This is a genomic window from Mesoaciditoga sp. (assembly GCF_054006115.1).
In genome coordinates, this window is the sequence record NZ_JBPNHS010000022.1 from 123,355 (window position 1) to 146,428 (window position 23,074).

Sequence of the window (23,074 nt, forward strand, 5' to 3'; positions counted from 1 at the left end):
AAACGCCGAGCGTGCAAAGTGTTAAGATGATATAATGTTGCAGAGGTGAAAGTATGGAATTCATAAGGTATATACGCATACTTGTAGCATTTTTACTTTACATGCTTTACGCGCCATTTTTTACCAGAAAAGCCTCACGTTTAAAAGGGGAAGAGAAAGAGAAGTACATAACATTTCACGTTGGGAGATGGGGAAGACGGGCTTTTAAGTGGGCAAAAAGTGAAGTTACAATTTTGGGAAGAGAAAACATTCCAAAAGAAGGGCCTTACATAATTGTCGCTAATCATAGAAGTATGTTAGACATTTCCTTAATTCAAGGATACATAAATCCTCATGCTGGTTTCATAGCAAAAAAGGAACTCGATAAGTTCTTTACCATCGGGGATTTTTTGAGAGTACTTGGTGGTGAACTAATAGATAGAAATAACCCAAGAGACGCAATAGAAGCCATAACAAGGCTGATAAAAAGAATGCAAGAAGAAAAACAGGTAGTAGCCATATTCCCGGAAGGAACAAGAAGCGTAGACAGAAAAGTTCACGAATTCAAACCAGGTTCTATGAAGATTATACTCAAATCCAAGGTACCAGTTCTTCCAATAGCAATAGTGGGTACAGATCGTTCAATGCCAAAAGGTACTTTCTACATAAAAAAAGCGAAAATCATTGCTTCGGTACTTCCGTTAATTCAACCAAAAGAGTTTGAAGGAATGAAATCACCTCAGCTGGCAGATTTCCTTCGCAAAGTTATAACAAAAGAAGTGGAAAGGATCGAAGGAGGTGAGTAATTTGCTTAGAGAGCTAAAGATAAAGGCCTTAATGTTAGATAGAAATCATAACACGCCAGTTGTCATCCTTGAAATAGAAAAGAGTTCGATGGTATTGCCGATATGGATAGGCTCGTGCGAAGCGATGGCACTTTCGTTAGCACTTGAAAACACCGACTTTCCACGTCCACTCACACACGATCTTTTGTTAAACACCATAGAGGCATTAGACGCACAAGTTGTAAAAGTCGTGATCGATTCTCTAAAAGAAAACACTTACTACGCTAAGCTCATGTTGAAAGATTTGGCTTACGCGGAAATAGAAGACGATCCAGCCTCCATAATAGAAATCGATTGTAGACCTTCAGATGCGATAGTCATAGCCGCCAAAAAGCACGTTCCAATTTTCACAACAGATGAAGTCATCATTGAGGGTGGAGTAAAGATGGAAGATTCCACTTCAAAAGATGAAAAAGAGAAATTCAAAGACTTCGTAGAACGCCTTAAAATAGACGATTTCAAAAATTACTTTCAAAATGGCAAAGGAGAAGATGATGAAAGTAACGGATGAAATTTTGAGAGAATTCGTTCTCTCAATGGATATAAATTCCACTCTCAAAAAAGCCGCCATTTACACTTTAACCTTACCCGGAAAAAGATTAAGACCAACTCTTTTACTCGCAAGCGCAAAGGACTTCGGAGTTGACGAAAGAGATGCCCTGAAGGCGGCTGTGGCAATCGAAATGATGCACGCCGCGTCTTTGATTCATGACGATCTTCCGGCAATAGACAATGACGGCTATAGAAGAGGAAAGCCATCCAATCACGTTGTTTTTGGAGAAAATTTTGCCATATTGGCGGGGGATTTTTTATTTGCAAAAGCATTAGATTTGTGCAACGAAATAGGAAATTTACGGCTTTCTGAAGCTTTTTCCAAAACGCTTTTAGAGCTTATCGACGGAGAAGCGCGCGACGTTTTTCTCGAAAAAAAGAGTGTTGAAGTTGACGAAATACTCAAAATGTATAGAAAAAAGACAGGTGCGCTATTTGCGTTTGCCTTTTCATTTGGCCCGAGAATGAGCGGCAAGATGGAAAAAAAGTATGAAGAAGCAGGGTATTCTTTTGGACTGAGTTTTCAAATTTTGGATGACGTACTCGACTTAACATCGACATTTGAAAAGATGGGGAAAACTCCTCATAAAGACGATAAACAACAGAAATCAACGCTTGTCAGCAAGATTGGGCTTGAAGATTCTAAAAAATACGCCGATACTCTTTATGGAGAAGTGATCGAAAAGATAAAAGATTCTCCAAATCTGTTAGAAGAAGTCAAAAAAGTGAAAATGTTGTTAGAGGGAAAGATATGAAAATTCCAAAGTTCAAAGCGAAAGTGCCAAAATTATCTTTTTTATCTAAATTCATTCCCAAAAAAATTTTCAAAAATAAGATCCTCCTCATCTCAACTGTAAGCGTAATAGTTGTGATAATAGGAATTTTCATTTATTTTTCTATGAGACCAAAGACACCGAAAAAAATCGTGTTGCCAGCAGAAGTACAATCACCAGAAGGTGCACTCGAGAGAGGAGATTACGCTGTAATAACGCCCATTTCATCTTCCACCTCTGATTACACTTCCGCAGAGGTAGCCGCGAGCTTTATAGGAACGATGTACAAGCTTCATTGGAAAAGCGGATTGGATACTATGTCAAGAGCGCCTATTCACGTTTGGATACCAATTCCATCTAATTATTATTTTGGTCAAAACGCAGCCAATGTTCAGGCTGTTGAGCTGATAGACGGGTTGCCATACACTTTGTATGGTGGACAGATACGTACGAAAAACGGAAGAAGTTATCTGGAATGCGTAACTTATTTTCCTGGCATAGTGGGATTGGTTTTGACAAGCTCTAAATCTGAATATGGAATAAACCTTGTGAGGAAAGTAAGCGATAATTCTCCAAATCTCATAATAATACCCGGAAGTAATATGAACTTCACTGGTAACATTCCCGGTACCACGCAAAACATATGGGCAGAAAATTTTCCAAATTACAACGTTTACGTTTTCAACTATCCACTTGTGAATCCGCGTTCGTTGTCAACAACGGAAAAAATTATAAATTACTTTTCCAAAACCGGAAGTACAAGCTACGTTCAATACACGGCAAATAATTTTGCAGCGCTCGCTAGTACAATAAAAGGAGATATTTACATAATCGCTCAAGGCATAGGAGGGCTTATAGCAAGGGAAGCGGTTCAAGAGCAAAAGGTCATGGCAAAAAAAGTTATACTGTTCGATACGCCAAATGAAGGGACTTCTTTTGCATCTTCATACATGTTGAGCAACCTTTACAATTCCGGCGACGTCTTTATAAGCAGAGAACTTCAGGTTCCCCAAAGAACAGCGGACTACGTTATGAACATGTCTATTTCGTACTTAAGGCTGTTGAATTTCTTTGCACAGGATGTGGCACCAAATTCGACGTTTTTAATTCATTTGAACTCAAAAAAAGTTCCAAAAGAAGTCACTTTTATTTCCATAACAGGTACAGAACCAAATGCTGTAATACCTTCTTCCAAAAAAATGGAAGATTTCTTCCCCCAATTGGTACCAAAAGAGGGAGATGGAGTTGTTTCCGTTAAAAGCGCTTTAAGCTTTGGAAGCAAAAAGTACGAATTTCCGTACTCATTCTACGATATCTTTGCCCATAAAGAAGTACAGAAATTGGTAAAAGGGTTGTTATCAAACACTAATTCTTCTCTCGAAGAAGAAAAATTCACACCAGATCATTTTAAAGAAACCAAAGAGTCCACTCCGGCAACGAAGGAAATCGTTCATGTCAGAGCTAAAACTCATATTTACCTATCAAATGGGGATTATTACTTGAAAAATCCAAGTAAAGGGCTCTTTCTTGTTAAGAACTACTATATTTCTATTCCACAAGTTTCTAAAATAATGGGAGTAAAAGACGGAGTTTACCTGGTGTCTCCAACTGAAGCGTATTTCATGTCAATAGGCGGATATCAGCCAATATACAAAGGAAAAATATCTTTCACAAATATTTACAATGGAAAGATGTACTTGACAACGCCAATGGGTCAGGTTCTCGAATTCAATGGAAAGATGTCAAAGTTGAAGGGTACCATCTCACGTGATGAAGATTATCAATGTGTTTTTTCAACGAATAAGTACATTTATGCTCTTATAAACAGCGCAACGGAAACTATTTTCAAAAACGTAACGAATAACTCTACCATTTTGTCTATTCCAGGAAAAAACGCAATTTTAAGGTACTTTCCAAAACTCAACGAATTTGCAATGGCAACAGACAAGTACATTGCCCTTTACAACCTTACAGCTCACGTTGGCAACTTTTTTGAAAAAATAAGCTCTTTGACGAAAGAAATAGGATTCAAATCCGATCAAGCCATTAAGATAAATTCCATTTACGTGAACGGAGATTTGGTCTACATTTTATCATCCAATTACATTTTGATAGCGGTGGATATGAACACACACAAAGCTCAAATAATAGGAAATCAGAATATTGGAAACTTAAAGCTAATTTCCAACGGAAATACCTTAATTGTTGTTGGAGAAAGAACTTTGAACTTTTACGATATGAAAAACAGGGTAAGAATTCCAATATATCAATTGATAAACGGCACCTTAGATGCAACAAAATGGAACAACACAATTCTTCTCCTTTGCGATAAGGAGGGAAAATATGAAATTGAAGGATATGTTCAAAAATAAGATACTTTGGTGGTTATTGTTAATTTTAGCGCTTTTTTCAGTCGTTGCATTGGCAGGGAGCAACAGTAACTACTATTACACTCAAGGTGTTCTTGCCTTCAACGCAGGAGATTACGCTCAAGCAGAGAAGTATTTGAAAACGGCTTTGATGCTTAATCCTGCCTTAGAAAACAACTCAGATGTTAAGTACATGATAGGTCTAAGCGCTTGGTACGCTGGAGATATGGTAACGGCAAGGGCCTACCTTCCAAACGAACATTTTACAGCTTTTTCAACGTCAACAAAAAGCAGAGAGCGCAATTTAGTGGCGGAGATTGCAAGATGGGAAAGTAGAAGCTCGGAGATAATAAATCTTGAAAACCAGTCAAAAAAGAAAAAAGTATCGAAAGGAATGGAATTTCTTATATTCTCATCTTTTTTAATTTTAACTTTAGGTGGATTTTACGGATACAAATACCTCAAACATAGAAAGAAAAAAGTTAAAGTATCAGCGCCTCAGCAAGAAGAAGAAATGTTCGACGATCTTTCATTCAACGTTGAAGAGGGCACATCGCAACCTTCTCCTCCAACTGAGGAAAAAATAGAAATGCCATCCGATACTCCAAATGAAGAAGACATAAAGATGAAACTTCAAAATCTTTTAAAAGAGGATTTCACAAATAAAGAAGAAAAGATACAACTTATGGAAGATCCTGAAGAAATTATAAACAAAGTTGGCAAAGAAGCAACGCAAGAAGAAATCTTAGAAGTGGAAGAAGCCGTTCACGAGCTTTTATCAAGCAAAGAAGAGAAATCCGCAACATAGCGTTCTTGCACTTCAAACATCTTTTTTGCTTCTTCTTCATCTTTTTCGTGGTCGTATCCTAAAAGATGCAGAATACCGTGGACACATACTCTTATAAGCTCTTCTTGAAATTGAACTCCAAAGTACTCGGCATTCTCTTGAACATATTGTGGACAAATGTATATCTCTCCTAAGAAATTTGGCATCTCTCCTTCAAATGAAAGAACATCTGTGGGTTCTTCTTTTCCACGATAAAGGTTGTACTTCGACATCTCGTTCATTCCGACAAATATGATGTTAAGGGTTCCATCTCTTTTTTCTTTTTCCAAAACGAAATTACACAATTTTTTGAATAACTCAAAGTCAACGTTTATCTTTTGAGTGTTGAACACTTCACATTTTTGCAACTTTGATCACCCTTTCCACTTCTTTCGGATTTTTAGGATACTCTATTCTGTTTTTATACATAGCTGAAAGCACTTTTGAAAATTCTTCAACGATCTGATCTATATCTTTCAAAGTTAAACCTGAATCATCCAACTGCCTTTCATTGTATATTCTATTTACAATTTCCTCTATCATATTCCTTATCTTGGAAGGCGTTGGAGATTTCAGAGATCTCACTGCTGCTTCACACGAATCTGCGAGCATCACTATTCCAGATTCCTTTGTCCTCGGCTTGGGGCCTGGATATCTAAAATCGTCTGGACTGACATTCAAATTTTCAGACAAAGCTTTTTGATAGAAGAAAGAAACCATCCTCGTTCCATGATGCTCTTTTATCATATCTTCCACAAGGAGAGGTAATCTGTACTTCTTTGAGAGTTCTTCACCGTACTTAACATGTGAAACCACAACAAAGTAATTCATCATTGGAGATATGGAATCATGAGGATTAATGCCATGTTGATTCTCGGTAAAAAATTCTGGCCTTTTAATTTTTCCTATATCATGAAAATACGGGCCAACTCTTCCCAAAACGTAATTTGCTCCTATGCGCTGGGCCGCGTTCTCACACATGTTAGACAACACCACACTGTGGAAATAAGTGCCAGGCGCTCTCATGGACAGCTCTCTAAGCAAAGGATGGCTTAAATTTCCAAGCTCTATAAGCCCCATATCAGAGTAAATTCTGGAAAGATATTCAACGTATGGTAACATTCCAACAGCCAAAAACATCGAAAAAAACGGATTCATTCCTCCGATTATCAAATCCTTCAAATGAATTTGATACGGATAGAAACCAATTTCCAGACTTAAAAGCATGCTTGTCGTGATAATTAGGCTCCACAAACTTGCCTTCGAAAAATCAAAGCGTCTGACGAATTTCTTTGTTAAAAATACGGCTCCAACGGAACTAATGATGTATACAGCAAAGACGTTAAAGCTTCCATTCCCAACAACAGTTGCCACGGTTGAAAGGGTAACTGCCGCAGCCATAGCACTCTCGTTTCCCATCATCACGGCTACCAACAAAACACCAAAGAATACCGGTAGACCGTAAACGCCAAATAAAATATATCCAATTGGAAAAAGCGCAACGGTCAAAAATAGGATGGCCATGTAGGTCCAAAAGTACTCTATATGAATTTTAAATAACTTTACCTGATTATTTATCCATGAAAAACTTACCGAATTCGCGGCCATTATAAGAATGTAAGAACTGATCCAGGAAATATTCGCGTCAAGGGAAAATTTCCCTTCGATTAGTAAAAGAAAAGGAATTATAAGATAATAGAAGTACATTCTCTTTTTTTCAAGCATCATCTTTTTCAGATTCAAAATCCTCATACGCTTTTATTATCCTTTTAACCAACGGGTTTCGTACAACATCTTCTTTGTTCAAATAAACGAATTCCACCCCTTCTATTCCCTTCAAAATCTTAGCAGATTCCACCAGACCAGAATCTTCTCTCTTTTCAAGATCAATCTGGGTAACGTCTCCCGTTATAACAGCTTTGGACCCAAAGCCCATTCTGGTAAGAAACATCTTTAATTGCCCTCTCGTTGTATTTTGAGCCTCATCCAAAATTATGAATGCACTGTTTAAGGTTCTCCCTCTCATATAAGCAAGGGGTGCCACTTCTATTATGCTCTTTGAACGATAATAATTAAATCGTTCAGGGCTCATCATATCAAAAAGTGAATCGTACAAAGGTCTTAAGTAAGGATCAACCTTTTCCAACATGTCTCCCGGTAAAAAGCCTAACTTTTCTCCCGCTTCTACCGCAGGTCTCACCAGAACTATTCTTTGTACCTCACCTCTTCTTAGTGCTTCCACAGCCATCGCAACTGCAAGATATGTTTTTCCCGTTCCTGCAGGACCTATGGCGAAAACCAGATCGTTTCTTTGCATAGCCTCAATATAACGTTTTTGACCGGCGGTTTTTGGAAAAACGCCAACCCCTTCTACCTTTATATTGTGGTTTGCCCTTTCTTTTACATCAAATAGATCTCTCACATCGACGCTTCCTTCTTCCAACACTTTCTGTGCCATTTTCTTTAACACGTCGCTTACCCTTTTTACAGTTTCCTCTTCACCCTTCAACCACAGCTCGTTGTCAGAAAGCTTAACGTTAACGTTGAAGTACTTTCTTATGGCTTTCAAATTAGAGTCATATTCACCTGTAAAAGCCACCAAATCAATCGCGGATGGGATTTTAAAACGCGAAATGGTTTCCAGCACAATTCACCCCCATGCAAAATTCTTTACCATAAGTATAATACTTTATTCAAAACTTGACAAGGGGGCATGCTATGTTATACAATACAAATCGAGCGCCAGCGTAGCTCAGTTGGTAGAGCAACTGATTTGTAATCAGTTGGTCGGGGGTTCGAGTCCCTTCGCTGGCTCCAAGGATGGAGAGGTGCCCGAGTGGCCAATGGGGGCGGACTGTAAATCCGCTGGCGGATTGCCTTCGGTGGTTCAAATCCACCCCTCTCCACCAGATTTTTTTATTTTAGGTACAGTTTTAATCGTTCAAGAGGTGGAAAAATGGCAAAGAATACGAAAAACTTCGTTACGTTAGTGTGCACGGAGTGCAAATCCAGAAATTACGTCATCCGTAAGGGAAGACAATCTAAGGAAAAGCTTCAAATAAACAAGTACTGCCCCAAGTGTAAAAAGCACACCCTTCATAAAGAATCTAAATGAAAAAACGTAGGCCCGTAGCTCAATTGGCAGAGCACCGGTCTCCAAAACCGGGTGTTGCAGGTTCAAGTCCTGCCGGGCCTGCCATGTTAAGGGGTGAAAAAAATGGCTGATTTAAAAAAGTTTTTTAGTGAAGTGAAAAGCGAGTCAAAAAAGACCACATGGCCAACGAAGGCTAAGCTTTTGTCTGCAACTGGAATTGTTTTACTTATCCTGGGTGTGACGGGGCTTTATTTTTGGCTTTTGGACATGGGGTTTTCAACTTTTACAAGATGGCTCTTAGCGGTTCTAGGTGTGAAATAAAAGTATGAAAAAAGCGTGGTACATAGTTCAAACTTATTCCGGTTTGGAGCAGACCGTAAAAGAAGCTATAGAACAAAAAAGAGATCTCTTTAAATTAAACGACTTCATAGGAAGGGTTATCGTTCCAGAAGAAAAAGTTGTAGGCGTAAAAGGAAAGAAAGTTGAAAAATATCGCATTCCTTCTACCGCAAAACTTCACGTTACATCTGGTGATTCGGTTAAAAAAGGTGACGCGATAGCTGAATTGCCAGAGGTTCATGTTAAACATGATGGTAAGATAGTGGAGTTAAGGAACATGAGAAAATTGGTAATAGAATCCGTTGATCGTAAAAATAGTCGAACGTATTACGTTCCTTCTTCTACCGGCATTGAAAGTGGAATTAGGCTTGGCTCACGCTTGAGAGAAGGAATGCCGATCGCAAAAGATAAGTCTGTGTACTGCGAAATAGATGGCAAAGTGGTTCAAAACGATAGGGTAAAAAAGATCGTCATAGAAAATGCCGATGGCCAGGAAGACATATATTTTGTTCCCTTTGAAACGTTCAACAAATCTCTAAGAGTAAATCAAAAACTCAAGGCAGGAGAATTGTTGGCTGACAAAAAAACGTTTGTTTCCAATACCGATGGAATTGTCGAAATAGACACTTATGGAGCTTACAAAGAAATAAAAATATCAAAGGTTACAATGAGAAGATTGTTTCCTGGATATGTTTTTGTCGAAATGTACATGACAGAGGAAATGTGGGAAGTCATTAAAAACACGGAACATGTTATAAATTTCGTTTCAAATGCCGGACAGCCTATTCCGGTTAAGAAGAAAGAAATGAACGCAATTCTTGGGCTTGCGAGTTCGCAAAAGTCAGAGAAAACAAATGAAGTTAAGATAGAAATAAATATATCAGTGGGTGAACACGTTAAAATTAAAAAAGGTCCTTTTGAAGGTTTTACCGGAATTGTTCAGGAAGTAAAGCCTGAAAGAAAAGAACTAGTTGTGGCTGTTACGATTTTCGGAAGAGAAACTCCAGTTGTGTTACACGTTTCAGAAGTTGAGAAAATAGAAGGATAATTTTTTAAATTTGGTGGGAGAGGACGTTTTCCTCATTTTAAACCACAAGGAGGTTTTGAAATGGCAAAAGAACTGATAAGGCAGGTAAAACTCCAGATTCCTGCGGGTAAAGCAACTCCTGCGGCGCCTGTGGGACCAGCGCTTGGTCAGCATGGCGTCAATATTATGGCTTTCTGTAAGCAGTTTAACGCTGCCACGGCCAAGGATGCGGGAATGATAATTCCTGTGATAATCAACATTTACAAGGATCGTTCCTTTACTTTTGTAACCAAAACGCCTCCAGCAGCTGTTTTGCTCCTAAAAGCTGCGGGTGTGAAAAAGGGCTCTGGAGAACCAAATAAGGTTAAAGTTGGGAAGATCACAAAAAAACAGCTTGAAGAAATTGCAAAGATAAAGATGAAGGATCTCAACGCCCGCGATATAGAAGCAGCTTCAAAGATAATAGCAGGAACTGCCAAAAATATGGGAATAGAGATCGTGGGATGAGGTGATTAGAAGATGGCAAAACATTCTAAAAGATATTCAGAGCTTTTGAAAAATTACGATAAAAACAAAATTTATCCCATAGAAGAGGCTGTAAAATTGGTAAAAGATCTTTCGACGGCGAAGTTCGATGAAACCATAGAACTTTCTGTGAAAACAGGAATAGATCCGAAGAAAAACGAGCAACAGATAAGAAATACCATATCTTTACCCAATGGTACCGGTAAAAAAGTAAGAGTGCTTGTCTTCGCGGTAGGGCCGGAAGCAGAAGCTGCAAAAGAAGCTGGAGCCGATTATGTGGGAGGAGAAGAACTCGCTGAAAAGATAGCAAAAGAAGGTTTTCTTGACTTTGATGTTGCGATAGCCAGCCCGGATATGATGCGATTCGTGGGAAAACTTGGAAGAATTCTTGGTCCAAGAGGACTTATGCCTTCTCCAAAATCCGGCACCGTCACAAAAGATATAAAGGAGGCTGTAATTTCTTTCAAGGCTGGAAGGGTAGAAGTTAGAAACGACAAAACCGGTAACCTTCATCTTCCAGTTGGAAAAAAGAGTTTTAGTGATGACAAACTAAGCGAAAATATATCATCAGCCTTGCAGCAAATAGCGTCTTTAAGACCTCAAGGTGTAAAGGGAAAATTCATTCAGAAAGCAGTTATTGCCCCAACTATGGGTCCTGGTGTAAAGGTTGAATTTTCGAAATTTGAAAGCTAACCTGGTTTTGTTAAAAAAACAAAATTAAGGATGTACCGAAGACAGTAGGATATTTAAAGACTATAAGTCTTCCTACCGAGGTGCGAAGATCGTGAAAATGATCGACGGCCTCATGTTTGAGGCCGTTTTTGTTAAAGGAGGTGCCAAATGCTTAAAGAACAAAAAATCAAAATAGTAGAAGAATTAGCAGATGCCCTGTCGAAAAGCCCTCTTTTGCTTCTAACCGATTATAAAGGGTTAAGTGTGGAAGAAATCACGAAACTAAGAGATGAGCTGTATGAGGTTGGAGCAAAATACAGGGTTGCCAAGAATACGCTGATAAAATTGGCCATGAGGAAGGCAGGAATTAACTCAGAAGAGTTAGAAGAGTCGTTAAAAGGTACTACCGCTTTGCTTTACACAGAGGGAGATGCGGTTTTGGCTTTAAAAGCTCTTTACAAGTTCATAAAAGAAGTCAAAATGCCCGTTGTAAAGTGCGGAATTATGGATGGAAAATTCATTAGCGATAAGGAAGCTGAAGAGTTTTCCAAACTTCCACCAAGGGATGTTCTACTCGCACAATTGGTGGGACAAATGCAAGCACCGATATACGGCTTACACGCCGTGTTATCAGGCACTTTGAGAAAGTTACTTTACGCGTTAAATGCCATTAAAGAGAAAAAAGAGTAAAGATTTTTCAGGAGGTGTGATAAAATGACTAAGGAAGAAATCATCAAGGCTATTGAAGAAATGACGGTTGCCGAATTGGCAGAATTGGTAAAAGAATTGGAGGATAAGTTTGGAGTTAGTGCGGCAGCGCCAGTTGCAGTTGCAGCGGCACCGGCAGCGGCGGGTGGAGCTGCAGGCGGAGAAGCGGAAGAAAAATCATCCTTTAACGTTTTACTTAAAGAAATTGGAGATAAGAAACTTCAAGTTATCAAAGTTGTCAGGGAAATAACAGGTCTTGGTTTAAAAGAAGCTAAGGAAGTTGTCGACAAAGCTGGATCAGCCGATGCGATTGTTAAAAAAGATGCCAGCAAAGAAGAGGCCGAACAGATCAAAGCCAAGCTCGAAGAAGCCGGTGCTACAGTCGAATTGAAGTGATTGAGTTTAACCTCTCATAAATCATTACACTATTGAAACGTAACCTCATCGGAATCGTAAACTTTCCGATGGGGTTGTTTTGCTTAAATGTATTATTAGTACCATGAATTTGGGAACTTCTTGATAAGGAGAGGTGGAAAAGTGCAAAAAAGAGAGAGGATTTCTTACGGAAAGTTAAAAGACGCCATAGAAGTTCCAAACCTTATCTCCGTCCAATTGGACTCCTACAAAGAATTCATTGAGCATGGCATCATAGATGCGTTAAAAAAATTTTCTCCCATTGAATCAAGACCACACAAAGCGGATGTGAAAAAAGGAAAAAAGGGCTTTAAACTTGAATTTGTGAAAGCAAGACTCGGAGATATAAGGTACACAGAAGAAGAGTGCCGCTTAAAAGACACCACTTACAGCGCCCCGCTTTACATAACGATAAGAATAAAAGACATTCATTCTGGCGAGATAAAAGAAAGCGAAGCCATGTTTGGGTACCTGCCGGTAATGACAAATAGAGGCACCTTCATAATAAATGGCGCAGAACGCGTTGTGGTTCATCAATTGGTTAGGTCTCCTGGCGTTTACTTTGTCAGAGAGTACGAAGGCTCTGATAGAACCCCAATATATTACGCTCACTTTTTGCCAGAACGCGGGGCGTGGTTGGAAATACTTTTAAACATGAAAAAAAAGATGCTTCAGGTTAGAATCGACAGAAAGAAAAAAGTTAAGTTGCCTTTGCTTCTCAAAATACTTGGCTACATAACGCCAATGGACATGTTAAAACTTTACCCACTTAAAATAATAGTTGACGAAGACGAGCTCGCATTTTACATGGGTTCCATAATATTAGAAGATGTACCAATTGAGGGTGGAGAAGTTATAAAAACCGGAGAGAAGATCACCGAAGATATGATATCCAAATTGCTTTCAAGTGGAATAAAAGAACTCAACATAGCGCACCCATACATGCAAAAAACGATAGAAAATCTCGATGAAACGGAAATGAATATGGGCGTAGATGACGCCTACATAGCGTTATTTAGAAAATTGAGACCTGGCGAAATCCCAAGGATAAATGTTGCAAAAAATTATTTCAACAGCCTTTACTTCGATCCAGACCGTTACGATCTCACAGAAATAGGACGTGCAAAAATAAACGCGAAACTCAAATTGAACCTTGAATCCAAGGTTTTAACGAAAGAGGACATACTCGTTTCTATAAAATATCTCCTTGATATAGATCAACACGAAGAAAGATTGGATACCAAGGATCACCTCGGAAACAAAAGGGTAAGGACCGTTGGAGAGCTTATGAAACTTGAATTTGAAAGAGGTTTTTCCAGAGTTCAAAAGATGATCGAAGACAAGCTCAACATGTACAATTCCCTTGATAAGATAAATGTCCAAAGTCTCATAAACGTGAGGGCAGTTATGGCAACGTTGCACCAGTTCTTCGCATCTAGCCAACTTTCGCAGTTCATGGATCAGGTCAATCCCCTTTCTGAGATCACCCATAAACGAAGGATATCTGCTCTTGGACCGGGCGGCTTGAGAAGAGAGAGGGCAAGATTTGAAGTTAGAGACGTTCACCATTCTCATTATGGAAGAATGTGTCCAATAGAAACACCTGAAGGTGCGAATATAGGCTTGATAACTTCTCTTGCCACGTATGCAAAAATAGACAAATACGGATTTTTAAGAACGCCCTATAGAAAAGTTGTAAATGGTAAAGTTACAGACCAGATCGATTATTTAATGGCCGACGAAGAGGAAAATTACAACATAGCTCCTGTAAACGTTAAGATAGATGAAAACGGAATGTTGGAAGATGAAAGGGTCACAGTTAGGTACATGGAAAGTTACAAGTACGTTAACAGAGATCAGGTAAACTACATAGATGTTTCTCCTAAACAACTTATAGGTGTCTCTGCCGCTTTGATTCCATTTATAGAAAATGATGATGCCAACCGTGCCTTGATGGGATCTAACATGCAGCGTCAGGGAGTGCCCTTGATCAATCCCCAAGCACCACTTGTAGGAACGGGAATGGAAAAATACGTTGCCAGAGATTCGGGTTCCATTGTTATTGCCAAACATTCTGGAACGGTGAAAAAAGTTTCCGCAACGGAGATAATAGTTGAAAGAGATGATGGAGAAGGCGACGATGTTTATCACCTTATAAAGTACACCCGCACAAACCAGGACACTATGATGAACCAACGTCCAATAGTAGACGCAGGTGAACACGTTGAAGCCGGAGATTGCATAGCCGATGGTCCCGCGACCGATATGGGAGAACTTGCCCTTGGAAGAAACGTGATGGTTGCTTTTATGTCATGGGAAGGATATAACTTCGAAGATGCCATTGCGGTTAATCAGTCTTTGATAGAAGAAGATGCTTTCACCTCCGTCCACATAGAAGTTTACGAAACTTACGCGCGTGAAACGCGTCTTGGACCGGAAGAAATAACGGCGGATATTCCAAACGTCTCTAAAGAATTGCTGAAGAATTTGGACGAAAATGGAATAGTAAGGGTTGGGGCCATGGTTCACCCAAAAGATATTCTCGTTGGAAAAGTTACACCCAAGGGAGACAGTGAACTAACAGCTGAAGAGAAGATCATGCGTTCCATATTTGGAGAACGGGGTAGAGATGTAAAAGATACATCTTTGAAAGTTCCCCATGGTGTTGACGGTCGTGTCATAGGTGTGCACGTCTTTGAAAAAGGTGACATATCTGAACTCGATTCGAGTGTAAACAAAATGGTCAAAGTTTACGTTGCAACGAGAAAACCTTTGTCTGTTGGAGATAAGGTTGCAGGCCGCCATGGAAACAAGGGATGTATCTCAAGAATAGTGGCAAAAGAAGATATGCCATTTCTGCCAGATGGAACGCCTGTTGAAATGGTACTAAGCCCGCTCGGCGTTCCATCCAGAATGAACATAGGTCAGGTTATGGAAACACAGCTTGGATGGTTGGCAAAGCTCAAAAACATCTACGTCGCCACACCTGTCTTTGACGGTGCAACGGAAGAAGACATATTCAAACCGCTTTACGAGGAAAGAAAGAAACACGGTTTGACGGATGGCGACAACGAAGAATACCCAACGGGAAAAGTTGTTCTCAGGGATGGCAGGACAGGGGAACCTTTTGACAGTCCCGTTGTTGTTGGGATCATGTACGTCATGAGATTGATCCACATAGCTCAAGACAAAATTCACGCCCGTTCTGTTGGACCTTACTCTTTGATTCACCAACAGCCATTAGGAGGTAAAGCACAATTTGGTGGTCAGAGATTCGGAGAAATGGAAGTTTGGGCACTTGAAGCACACGGAGCTTCTCACATGCTTCAGGAAATGCTAACCATAAAATCCGATGATGTTGAAGGGAGAAATGAAGCCTACAAGGCCATTATGAGAGGGAAGAACATACCACTGCCAAATCTGCCGGAGAGTTTTAAGGTGCTCGTGAAAGAGCTTCAAGGTATAGCTCTTGATATAAGGGTTTACGACGAGAACGGTAACGAAATAGATCTGAATCATTGATTTGAAGGAGGGGTAAGATGCCGGAAAGTAATAACCCCACATTTTTAAAGCTTCCATCTACGAAGATTGGGAGCGTGAAGATAAGTCTCGCTTCGCCGGAACTCATTAGAAGTTGGTCGAGTGGTGAAGTTAAAAAACCAGAAACCATCAACTACAGAACTTTTAAACCGGAAAGAGACGGCTTGTTCTGCGAAAGAATATTTGGACCTGTAAAAGATTACGAATGTGCCTGTGGAAGGTACAAGGGTAAAAAATACGAGGGAACGGTTTGCGAACGCTGCGGAGTCAGGGTTGAATCAAAAACAGCCAGACGTAGAAGAATGGGGCACATCGAGCTTGCCGTCCCAGTTGTTCACATATGGTACCTAAAAAACATACCAAATTACATTTCGGTACTCTTGGACATTTCACCAAGGGATCTTGAACAGATCATATACTTTGGTTCCAGAAGAACAGTAGAAACTGCTTACATGGTGGTAAATCCAAAGAAAACGCACTTTGACATCGGAGATAAGCTCTATGGTACAGAGTACAACATCTACAAATCGAAGTGGGATTTTGACGTTGAAAATGCCGTCATGATAAGAAATCCCCAGGGTCCTTTGACATCGGAAATAGACGGAGTTGTGTCCATAAAAGAAGAAAAGACAAACACAGATAGAATAATCACGTGGGTAACTGTCTCACAAAAGGTAGACAAATCGAAGCTGAAAAGAACCGAATTCTCCATTTACCGTGGAATGAAGATTCTTGTCAAAGATGGTGACAAAGTGAAAGTCGGAGACATGCTTGCAGATGCACTGGATGTTAAAGCTTTCAAAGCTCCATTTGATGGCACAGTGGAAGTTGACAATATAACATCTACAGTTAAAGTTATTCCACTTCCTACTTCGAAAGACCAACCGGTAACCTACACGGTTCCGTACGGAGCAAAAGTAAAAGTTTCAGATGGGGCCAAAGTGAAAAAGGGGCAAGAGCTCGTCACATCATCACACGTTGATGCGGTGTATTCGGATATGGATGGCGTGGTGAGCTTTTCCAAAAATCTTTCAATCGTTCAAAGAGAAGATGGAGAGTTCTACGCAAACTCTACCGCCACAATATACGTAGAAGAACCCGCCCCTGTTGGACAAAGTAGAACTTATCCACTCTTTGAAGGAATTACGCCGTACGTTGAAGACGGTCAGGAAATAAAAGCGGGAGACTACATCGCGGATAGATTCATATACGAAGATGAAGATCTCTCAATGAGCGAGCTTGAAATATTCGAAAAGTACTACCCCGGAAAATTTGACAAAGAATTTGAATTTGAAAACGATAGAACGGTCGTTATGATCACGGAGATAGACCCAGAAGTTTCTGCCGAAATAGGCAAAAAAGTGGGCGATGTTATACTTGATAACGAATACGAATCGTACAAAGACATATACCCGGGAAAGATAGAAGCAGATGTAGGAGCGTCTGCCGTAAAAAAGTTGCTTCAAGCCATTGAATTACCGGATTTGGAAAACAAACTTGAATTGGAGCTTCAAAATCTTTCTTCGTCCGCTTCAAACAAGAGAATGAAGATTTTGAAAAGACTCCACCTTGTAAGGAGCTTCATAAGAAGCAACCAGCGTCCAGAATGGATGGTATTAGACGTTATTCCAGTCATTCCGCCTGATTTGAGACCTATGATCCAAATAGATGGCGGAAGGTTTGCCACCACAGATTTGAATGATCTGTACAGAAGGGTCATAAACAGAAATAACAGACTGAAAAAGCTTTTGGAACTCAACGCACCCGATATAATAATAAGAAATGAAAAGCGCATGCTTCAAGAAGCAGTGGATTCCCTTATAGCCAATGGGAAACGCGGAAAATCCGTTACAGACAAATCTGGGAGACCATTGAAATCCCTGACGGATCTAATGAAAGGAAAACGTGGAAGATTTAGAAGAAACCTTCTAGGAAAACGTGTTGACTACTCTGGCCGTGCGGTTATCGTTGTCGGACCTGAATTGAGGATAGATCAATGTGGTATTCCTAAGAAGATGGCCATGGAATTGTTCAAACCTTTCGTTCTGCAAAAGCTTGTCAAAAACGAACCGGATAAATCTGCGCGCAGACTTGGAAGAATGCTTATTGAAAGGGAAGTCCCACAAGCGTGGGAAGTTCTTGAAGAAGTCATAAAAGGACACCCCGTTTTACTTAACAGAGCGCCAACACTTCACAGGGTGAGTATACAGGCATTTGAGCCAAAGCTTATCGAAGGAAATGCCATACAGCTTCATCCTTTGGTTTGTCCACCATTTAACGCTGACTTCGACGGTGACCAGATGGCGGTTCATTTGCCGCTTTCGGCGGCGGCTCAAGCTGAAGCCAAGTTCCTTATGCTATCTAAATACAACATAATAAGCCCCGCGCACGGTCAACCTCTTTCGATGCCTGGAAAAGACATAATTCTTGGTATGTACTACCTCACCATGATAAACGATAAAGAGGAAAAACCAAGAACTGTCTTTGCATCAGCTGAAGAAGCGGTAATGGCGTATTTCCATCATTACATAAAGCTACACACACCAATAGACGTGCGATTGCGTTTTAAAGATGGAGAAAGGATAATTAAGAACACGACAGTTGGAAGAGTTATCTTCAATGAAGAACTCAAAGAAGAACTAAGGGACTATTCGAAAACATATGACAAAAAAGAGATTAAAAACCTTGTTTCAAAGACTTTTAGGTTGTTTGATATAGACGAAACCGCGAATGTATTGGATCACATAAAAGACTACGGTTTTAAATACGCAACTATTTCAGGTGTCACCATTTCAGTTAGGGACATGTTAATGTCACCGAAAAAGGAAGAGATCATAGCCCAAGCACAGGAAAAAGTTGATTTTATTGAAGACGCATTCGCAAATGGTTTAATAACAGCCCAAGAAAGATACAATCAAGTCATAAAAATATGGGAAGATGCAACCAAAGACGTTCAAAACGTCACTTACGAAGAACTTTCAAAAGACCTCTTCAATCCAGTCTTCATGATGGTAAGATCTGGAGCTAGGGGAAGTGTAGACCAGATAAAGCAGATAGCTGGTATAAGAGGACTTATGGCTGACCCATCTGGAAAAACCATAGAAGTTCCTATACTTTCCAACTTTCGTGAAGGGTTGAACGTTATGGAATATTTCATCTCCACACACGGGGCAAGAAAAGGATCAGCAGATACAGCTTTGAGAACTTCTAACTCCGGTTACTTAACAAGAAGGCTTGTGGACGTTGCACAATCCGTAACAATTACTGAAACAGATTGTGGAACCAATGCGGGAGTTGAGCTTAAAACTCTCAGAGACGATGACATAGTAATAGAAAAACTTGAAGACGCCCTTTTTGGGAGAGTGATCGCAGAAGACATAATAAATCCCAAAACAAAAGAAGTTATTTATCCTAAAGATACCATGATGGAAAGCGAAGACGCACACAAGGTATCTACCACAATAGAAGAAGTTGAAGTTCATAGAAAAGAAACTGTAAAAGTGGATGACATTCCCAACATAAAAGATTACGCTGAGCTTTCTAAAAACGTTTACGATGATGACAAAGGAAGCGTATCCGGCGTTGCAAACAAGGTACTTTTCAAAAAGGGTGAACCCATGCAGAACGCGTACAGAACACTGAAAAAACTTGGAATAGATGAAGTAGAGGTTGACCTTTATCCGTGCGTAGGCGGAGTCACAATTGCTCCGGTTCTTTCAAAAAATGGAAAAGAAGAAATAACAACGTATGAAGAAAGGGTCACACCAGAAATAGCAAAGAGATTTGTAAAAGAAAAATTAAAAACCGTTACTCTGAGACCTTATATAAAGATAAGATCGCCTATGACGTGTGAAGCCAAAGATGGTATATGTGCAAAATGCTATGGCATGGATCTTTCAAATCATAGAATAGTACACGTTGGAGAAGCCGTTGGTGTTATAGCCGCTCAATCAATAGGAGAGCCTGGAACACAGCTTACCATGCGAACTTTCCACACAGGCGGTATAGCGACAACGGGTGATATAACTCAAGGATTGCCTAGAGCCGAAGAATTATTTGAAGCACGAAAGAAGCTAAAAGAAGTAACGGGAATATTCAGCGAAGTCAACGGATATGTAAAACAAATAAGCACAGAAGATGGAAAGCAAAAAATATACATTGAAGACGATGATGGAATGCTTCACGATTACACTGTACCAAAGAAAACTCAGCTGAAAGTTAGAGAAGGCCAAAGGGTATTGGCTGGAACTCCTCTTACAAATGGCGCTATAAGGCCAAGAGACTTGTTGGAAAAGATAAATTCCAACACGGCATTTCAATACCTTTTAAGAGAGGTAAAACGTGTTTACGCTGAACAAGGTGTCGATATACATGACAAACACATGGAAATAATAATTCGGCAGATGTTCAACAAAGTAGAAGTTACAGATGGAGGAGACACCGATATTTTGCCGGGTACACTTTTAACAATTGGTGAAGCTAAAAGGATAAACGAAGAGATATCCAAAGAAAACGCTAAAATAGAAGAAAGTCGTGCAAAAGTTCTCGGAAAGGAATTGGCTTATCACGTTGTAATAGAAACTGATGGAAAGGAAGAAGAACTGGCAAAAGCAGGAGAAAAGATCACGGAAACCTTGCTGGAAAAGATGATTTCCATGGGAGTAAAAGGTGTGTACGTTAAAGATGGTGAAAGGCAATTGAGATATGACATAAATCCCAAAAAAGGTTTGGAGTACAAACAAAAACTCATGAGAATAACCAACGCATCGTTGCATAGAGAAGGATTCTTAAGTGCAGCTTCGTTCCAGCAAACACCACAAGTACTCGCCGAAGCGGCCGTCGAAGGGCGCCGTGACTATTTGAAGGGTTTAAAAGAAAACGTCATAATAGGGCAACTCATTCCATCTGGAACAGGAATATCCGTGTACAACAACATTCAAATCGAATCACATGCTATTCCAAAAGAAGAAAGAGAAAAGAAAGCACAATCGTAATTTGTTAATAAAGGCGAAAATCGGGCAGATATCTGCCCGATTTTTTTTGAAACCCCGCCAGCATAAATTCACTCTTTTTCTCAGCACGTCCGTGTGTTTTTCAACCTCGTTTTATGACTATCCAGATGGCTAGTTCATAAATGCTGGCGAGTGTTTCAAAATGCAGAAAAACTTCTGTTGAAAATAATCATCGCTTCTCACTAACTACTTTTGCGGCTTCCAACTTTAGAGCCGATAAGAAATCAACAACAAGTCCTGCCGTTGCTAAAACAAAAACAAATGTAAAGCCTACATGTCTTGCAAGCAAACCACCCAATATCGGAAAGAGAGCTCCGACAAATCCCATCGTCCCACTTATTCCAACGTACATAACCCTTTCCCGTTCTGGAGCTATCTCTATTAAATAAGCATCCATGAATATTCCACGCGCGCTTAGGGTTGTCCCAACCACGAAAAACAGAATGTAATACCAGTAAATATTCGGAAGAAATGGTGTCGATATTGTGGAAATGATAGCTATCATTATTCCAATTCTTGCTATGGAAACGTTCCCCATTTTTTTCGATACGTACCCCCACAAAAGATTTGAAAGTACCATGCCGGTTACTTGAAATATGACAAGGTTTCCAACAATGCTTGAATTGAACTTTTGAATTGTGTAGACGGCAAAAAATGGAAGGGCCATGAAGTAAAATCCCCCCAAAACTTCCACTATAACGTACCAGAACAACTTTCTATCCTTTAAGAATTCCGGTATGGACCTGATCATTTCAAGCGTTTTGGTCTTTGGCATGGGTTCACTTGGAGACTCTTTTAAGAATAGGAAAAACACAACGGCCAGAGAAACTGAAATGGAAGCGAATAAAAACAACACGCCGTAATTGTGAGGAAATTTTGAGGTACTTAGTACGTACTTCACCACAAAACCTGCCATAAATGAGAAAACACCGGCAATGGCTTGCCTTATCGGGAAGAAATAATATCTTTTTTCCCTTGGAACACTTTTACCCAGAAGATCAACGTAAGCAATACCCGCAAAAGATCCCGTTGTGGCAAAAAGGGTGATGGCGGTTAATATTAAAATAATTCCCCATATTCCAAGCGAAAAAACGTAAAAGGTGGCAAGAGAAAGAAGAAAAATTGCGAACGCTCTGGTCAAAATACCACCCATCAAATAGGGTTTTTTGTACTTTTGGGTTTTCAAGAAATTGGCAAAGAAAAGTTGGGTTATGCTTGGCAAACCTAAAAGAATGGAAGATGCTATCCCAATAAGAAAAGATGAGTGATAAAGCTTGTCCAAATAAGAAGGAATTACGGTGTTAACGTTTATCATTGTGGATGCAAATGAAAGAAACGCCATATGCCACCAGAATGCGAAAGCTCCCAAAACGAAAACCTCCTTTTTACTCTCCAAAGGGATACTCTAAAATTTGTTCGCTTAACGTATGATAACATGAAAAGGAACTTGTTTCCACTCATTTTTTGAAGGCCTTTGAAGTAATTAACAAAACATGTAATGTCTTTTATAACATTTATACATAAAACTAATGGAGAAATATTTCACATATATTTATTGACATGTTAACTCTTTTTTAAAAAAATGATATTATAATTTTGATCGGATGCTAAAAAGCACTCTTGTTTTTTAAAGGATATTGTGAAAAAAATATCAAATTCAAATTAGAGTATCGTGATATAAAAATCTTTAACTCAAATTACCAAAATTCAGGAGGTGTCGAAAGTGGGAAATGATTACAAAGTAACAAAGACAGTTGATGTAAGAGGTGAAGTGTGCCCTGTACCTGATGTGGAAGCGAAAAGAGCTTTGAAGAAGATGAAGCCCGGAGAAATATTGGAAGTTCTCATCGATTATCCTCTATCCAAAGAAAGAATTCCGGCCAATTCTGAAAAGGCAGGACACAAAGTTTTATCCATAGAAGAAACAGGTCAAAGCGAATGGAGAATCCTCATAGAAGTCGGGGGCAAAAAGTAAGGAAAAAGTAGAGGAGGATAAAAATGGAAGCGATAATTCTTGGATTGATAACCGGTCTAGCTTTTGGATGGATATTGCAACGTGGTAGGGTATGTTTTAACTCAGCATTTCGAGATCTATATCTTATGAAAGATAATTTTCTGTTCAAAGCGATAACCCTCGCTATGGCAATAGAATTGATCGTTTTCCCCTTGATGGCCCAATTTGGATGGATAAGAATGAACCCGAAACCCCTTAATTTGCTGGGGCAGATAATTGGAGGGTTGATTTTCGGAATGGGGATGGTTTTAGCCGGAGGTTGTGCCAGTGGAACAACATACAGAGTTGGAGAAGGGAACACGACATCCTGGGTAGCGGCTCTTACATACGCTCTCACGGCAACAGCGGTAAAACACGGAGGATTGAACTGGTTTTTAAAATGGTT

General features: G+C 39.7%; 20 protein-coding genes, 3 tRNA genes and 1 other annotated feature. Of the genes, 19 read left to right on the forward strand and 4 right to left on the reverse strand.

The genetic code is table 11. The features are described 5' to 3' along the window. Positions 1 to 53 precede the first annotated feature (53 nt). The 5 genes from ACXJIN_RS04525 to ACXJIN_RS04545 are packed head-to-tail and all read left to right on the forward strand — an operon-like array spanning position 54 to position 5,326. A complete protein-coding gene (locus ACXJIN_RS04525; protein WP_456399818.1) occupies positions 54 to 785 on the forward strand; it encodes a lysophospholipid acyltransferase family protein in 732 nt (243 codons plus the stop codon). Next, positions 778 to 1,335: a bifunctional nuclease family protein gene (locus tag ACXJIN_RS04530; RefSeq protein ID WP_456399820.1), complete on the forward strand. Its 558-nt coding sequence runs from the start codon at positions 778 to 780 to the stop codon at positions 1,333 to 1,335. The genes ACXJIN_RS04525 and ACXJIN_RS04530 overlap by 8 nt, the downstream gene beginning before the upstream one ends. Beyond that, entirely contained in the window at positions 1,319 to 2,131 is an 813-nt protein-coding gene (locus ACXJIN_RS04535) for a polyprenyl synthetase family protein (protein ID WP_456399822.1), read from the forward strand. Before ACXJIN_RS04530 ends, ACXJIN_RS04535 begins: the two co-directional genes overlap by 17 nt. Beyond that, a complete protein-coding gene (locus ACXJIN_RS04540; RefSeq protein ID WP_456399824.1) occupies positions 2,128 to 4,521 on the forward strand; it encodes a hypothetical protein in 2,394 nt (797 codons plus the stop codon). The genes ACXJIN_RS04535 and ACXJIN_RS04540 overlap by 4 nt, the downstream gene beginning before the upstream one ends. Continuing rightward, a complete protein-coding gene (locus ACXJIN_RS04545) occupies positions 4,493 to 5,326 on the forward strand; it encodes a tetratricopeptide repeat protein (RefSeq protein WP_456399826.1) in 834 nt (277 codons plus the stop codon). Before ACXJIN_RS04540 ends, ACXJIN_RS04545 begins: the two co-directional genes overlap by 29 nt. Here ACXJIN_RS04545 and ybeY read toward each other — a convergent pair. Genes ybeY through ACXJIN_RS04560 form a run of 3 tightly spaced genes read right to left on the reverse strand, consistent with a single transcriptional unit; the run spans position 5,284 to position 7,994 of the window. Beyond that, positions 5,284 to 5,712, reverse strand: coding sequence for an rRNA maturation RNase YbeY (gene ybeY, locus ACXJIN_RS04550; RefSeq protein ID WP_456399828.1), 429 nt, complete (start codon positions 5,710 to 5,712; stop codon positions 5,284 to 5,286). The two genes, ACXJIN_RS04545 and ybeY, sit on opposite strands and share 43 nt — an antisense overlap. Then, positions 5,699 to 7,096, reverse strand: coding sequence for an HDIG domain-containing metalloprotein (locus ACXJIN_RS04555; RefSeq protein ID WP_456399830.1), 1,398 nt, complete (start codon positions 7,094 to 7,096; stop codon positions 5,699 to 5,701). The genes ybeY and ACXJIN_RS04555 overlap by 14 nt, the downstream gene beginning before the upstream one ends. Continuing rightward, positions 7,062 to 7,994 carry a PhoH family protein gene (locus tag ACXJIN_RS04560; RefSeq protein WP_456399854.1) on the reverse strand — a complete coding sequence of 311 codons (933 nt, stop codon included), beginning with the start codon at positions 7,992 to 7,994 and terminating at the stop codon, positions 7,062 to 7,064. The genes ACXJIN_RS04555 and ACXJIN_RS04560 overlap by 35 nt, the downstream gene beginning before the upstream one ends. Positions 7,995 to 8,085: 91 nt before the next feature. Between ACXJIN_RS04560 and ACXJIN_RS04565 the strand changes: the two genes are divergently transcribed. The 12 genes from ACXJIN_RS04565 to rpoC all read left to right on the forward strand — a co-directional run bounded on the left by ACXJIN_RS04565 (position 8,086) and on the right by rpoC (position 20,657). Continuing rightward, positions 8,086 to 8,161 (forward strand) — tRNA-Thr (locus ACXJIN_RS04565). Positions 8,162 to 8,166: 5 nt separating this feature from the next. Then, a tRNA-Tyr gene (locus ACXJIN_RS04570) sits at positions 8,167 to 8,253 on the forward strand. Between the two features lie 47 nt (positions 8,254 to 8,300). Further along, the gene (rpmG, locus tag ACXJIN_RS04575) at positions 8,301 to 8,459 is read left to right on the forward strand and encodes a 50S ribosomal protein L33 (RefSeq protein ID WP_456399832.1); all 159 of its coding nucleotides are present in this window, start codon (positions 8,301 to 8,303) and stop codon (positions 8,457 to 8,459) included. An 8-nt stretch (positions 8,460 to 8,467) separates the two neighbouring features. Next, positions 8,468 to 8,543, forward strand: a tRNA-Trp gene (locus ACXJIN_RS04580). An 18-nt stretch (positions 8,544 to 8,561) separates the two neighbouring features. Beyond that, a complete protein-coding gene (gene secE / locus ACXJIN_RS04585; RefSeq protein ID WP_456399834.1) occupies positions 8,562 to 8,759 on the forward strand; it encodes a preprotein translocase subunit SecE in 198 nt (65 codons plus the stop codon). Between the two features lie 4 nt (positions 8,760 to 8,763). After that, positions 8,764 to 9,825, forward strand: coding sequence for a transcription termination/antitermination protein NusG (gene nusG / locus ACXJIN_RS04590; protein WP_456399836.1), 1,062 nt, complete (start codon positions 8,764 to 8,766; stop codon positions 9,823 to 9,825). A gap of 60 nt (positions 9,826 to 9,885) precedes the next feature. Further along, on the forward strand, positions 9,886 to 10,311 hold the full coding sequence (gene rplK / locus ACXJIN_RS04595) for a 50S ribosomal protein L11 (RefSeq protein WP_456399838.1): 426 nt from the start codon (positions 9,886 to 9,888) through the stop codon (positions 10,309 to 10,311). A 12-nt stretch (positions 10,312 to 10,323) separates the two neighbouring features. Then, positions 10,324 to 11,022: a 50S ribosomal protein L1 gene (rplA, locus tag ACXJIN_RS04600; protein WP_456399840.1), complete on the forward strand. Its 699-nt coding sequence runs from the start codon at positions 10,324 to 10,326 to the stop codon at positions 11,020 to 11,022. 17 nt (positions 11,023 to 11,039) lie between these two features. Next, positions 11,040 to 11,163 (forward strand) — a sequence feature (ribosomal protein L10 leader region). 6 nt (positions 11,164 to 11,169) lie between these two features. Beyond that, positions 11,170 to 11,691: a 50S ribosomal protein L10 gene (rplJ, locus tag ACXJIN_RS04605; RefSeq protein WP_456399842.1), complete on the forward strand. Its 522-nt coding sequence runs from the start codon at positions 11,170 to 11,172 to the stop codon at positions 11,689 to 11,691. 24 nt (positions 11,692 to 11,715) lie between these two features. Beyond that, positions 11,716 to 12,105, forward strand: coding sequence for a 50S ribosomal protein L7/L12 (gene rplL / locus ACXJIN_RS04610; RefSeq protein WP_456399844.1), 390 nt, complete (start codon positions 11,716 to 11,718; stop codon positions 12,103 to 12,105). Positions 12,106 to 12,228: 123 nt separating this feature from the next. Then, the gene (gene rpoB, locus ACXJIN_RS04615) at positions 12,229 to 15,645 is read left to right on the forward strand and encodes a DNA-directed RNA polymerase subunit beta (protein ID WP_456399856.1); all 3,417 of its coding nucleotides are present in this window, start codon (positions 12,229 to 12,231) and stop codon (positions 15,643 to 15,645) included. A gap of 17 nt (positions 15,646 to 15,662) precedes the next feature. After that, entirely contained in the window at positions 15,663 to 20,657 is a 4,995-nt protein-coding gene (gene rpoC / locus ACXJIN_RS04620; RefSeq protein WP_456399846.1) for a DNA-directed RNA polymerase subunit beta', read from the forward strand. A gap of 187 nt (positions 20,658 to 20,844) precedes the next feature. Here the strand turns inward: rpoC and ACXJIN_RS04625 are convergent, their stop codons facing one another. Continuing rightward, positions 20,845 to 22,044, reverse strand: coding sequence for an MFS transporter (locus ACXJIN_RS04625; RefSeq protein ID WP_456399848.1), 1,200 nt, complete (start codon positions 22,042 to 22,044; stop codon positions 20,845 to 20,847). Between the two features lie 354 nt (positions 22,045 to 22,398). Between ACXJIN_RS04625 and ACXJIN_RS04630 the strand changes: the two genes are divergently transcribed. Next, positions 22,399 to 22,650: a sulfurtransferase TusA family protein gene (locus ACXJIN_RS04630; protein WP_456399850.1), complete on the forward strand. Its 252-nt coding sequence runs from the start codon at positions 22,399 to 22,401 to the stop codon at positions 22,648 to 22,650. Between the two features lie 23 nt (positions 22,651 to 22,673). After that, positions 22,674 to 23,074: YeeE/YedE family protein (locus tag ACXJIN_RS04635; protein ID WP_456399852.1), on the forward strand; the 401-nt coding region annotated here is incomplete at its 3' end.

Bases quoted from the DNA above. Each gene is read 5' to 3' on its own strand.
- ACXJIN_RS04525 (WP_456399818.1), top strand. From the start codon at position 54: ATGGAATTCATAAGGTATATACGCATACTTGTAGCATTTTTACTTTAC.
- ACXJIN_RS04535 (WP_456399822.1), top strand. From the start codon at position 1,319: ATGAAAGTAACGGATGAAATTTTGAGAGAATTCGTTCTCTCAATGGAT.
- ACXJIN_RS04540 (WP_456399824.1), top strand. From the start codon at position 2,128: ATGAAAATTCCAAAGTTCAAAGCGAAAGTGCCAAAATTATCTTTTTTA.
- ACXJIN_RS04545 (WP_456399826.1), top strand. From the start codon at position 4,493: ATGAAATTGAAGGATATGTTCAAAAATAAGATACTTTGGTGGTTATTG.
- ACXJIN_RS04555 (WP_456399830.1), bottom strand. From the start codon at position 7,096: ATGAGGATTTTGAATCTGAAAAAGATGATGCTTGAAAAAAAGAGAATG.
- rpmG (WP_456399832.1), top strand. From the start codon at position 8,301: ATGGCAAAGAATACGAAAAACTTCGTTACGTTAGTGTGCACGGAGTGC.
- secE (WP_456399834.1), top strand. From the start codon at position 8,562: ATGGCTGATTTAAAAAAGTTTTTTAGTGAAGTGAAAAGCGAGTCAAAA.
- nusG (WP_456399836.1), top strand. From the start codon at position 8,764: ATGAAAAAAGCGTGGTACATAGTTCAAACTTATTCCGGTTTGGAGCAG.
- rplK (WP_456399838.1), top strand. From the start codon at position 9,886: ATGGCAAAAGAACTGATAAGGCAGGTAAAACTCCAGATTCCTGCGGGT.
- rplA (WP_456399840.1), top strand. From the start codon at position 10,324: ATGGCAAAACATTCTAAAAGATATTCAGAGCTTTTGAAAAATTACGAT.
- rplJ (WP_456399842.1), top strand. From the start codon at position 11,170: ATGCTTAAAGAACAAAAAATCAAAATAGTAGAAGAATTAGCAGATGCC.
- rplL (WP_456399844.1), top strand. From the start codon at position 11,716: ATGACTAAGGAAGAAATCATCAAGGCTATTGAAGAAATGACGGTTGCC.
- rpoC (WP_456399846.1), top strand. From the start codon at position 15,663: ATGCCGGAAAGTAATAACCCCACATTTTTAAAGCTTCCATCTACGAAG.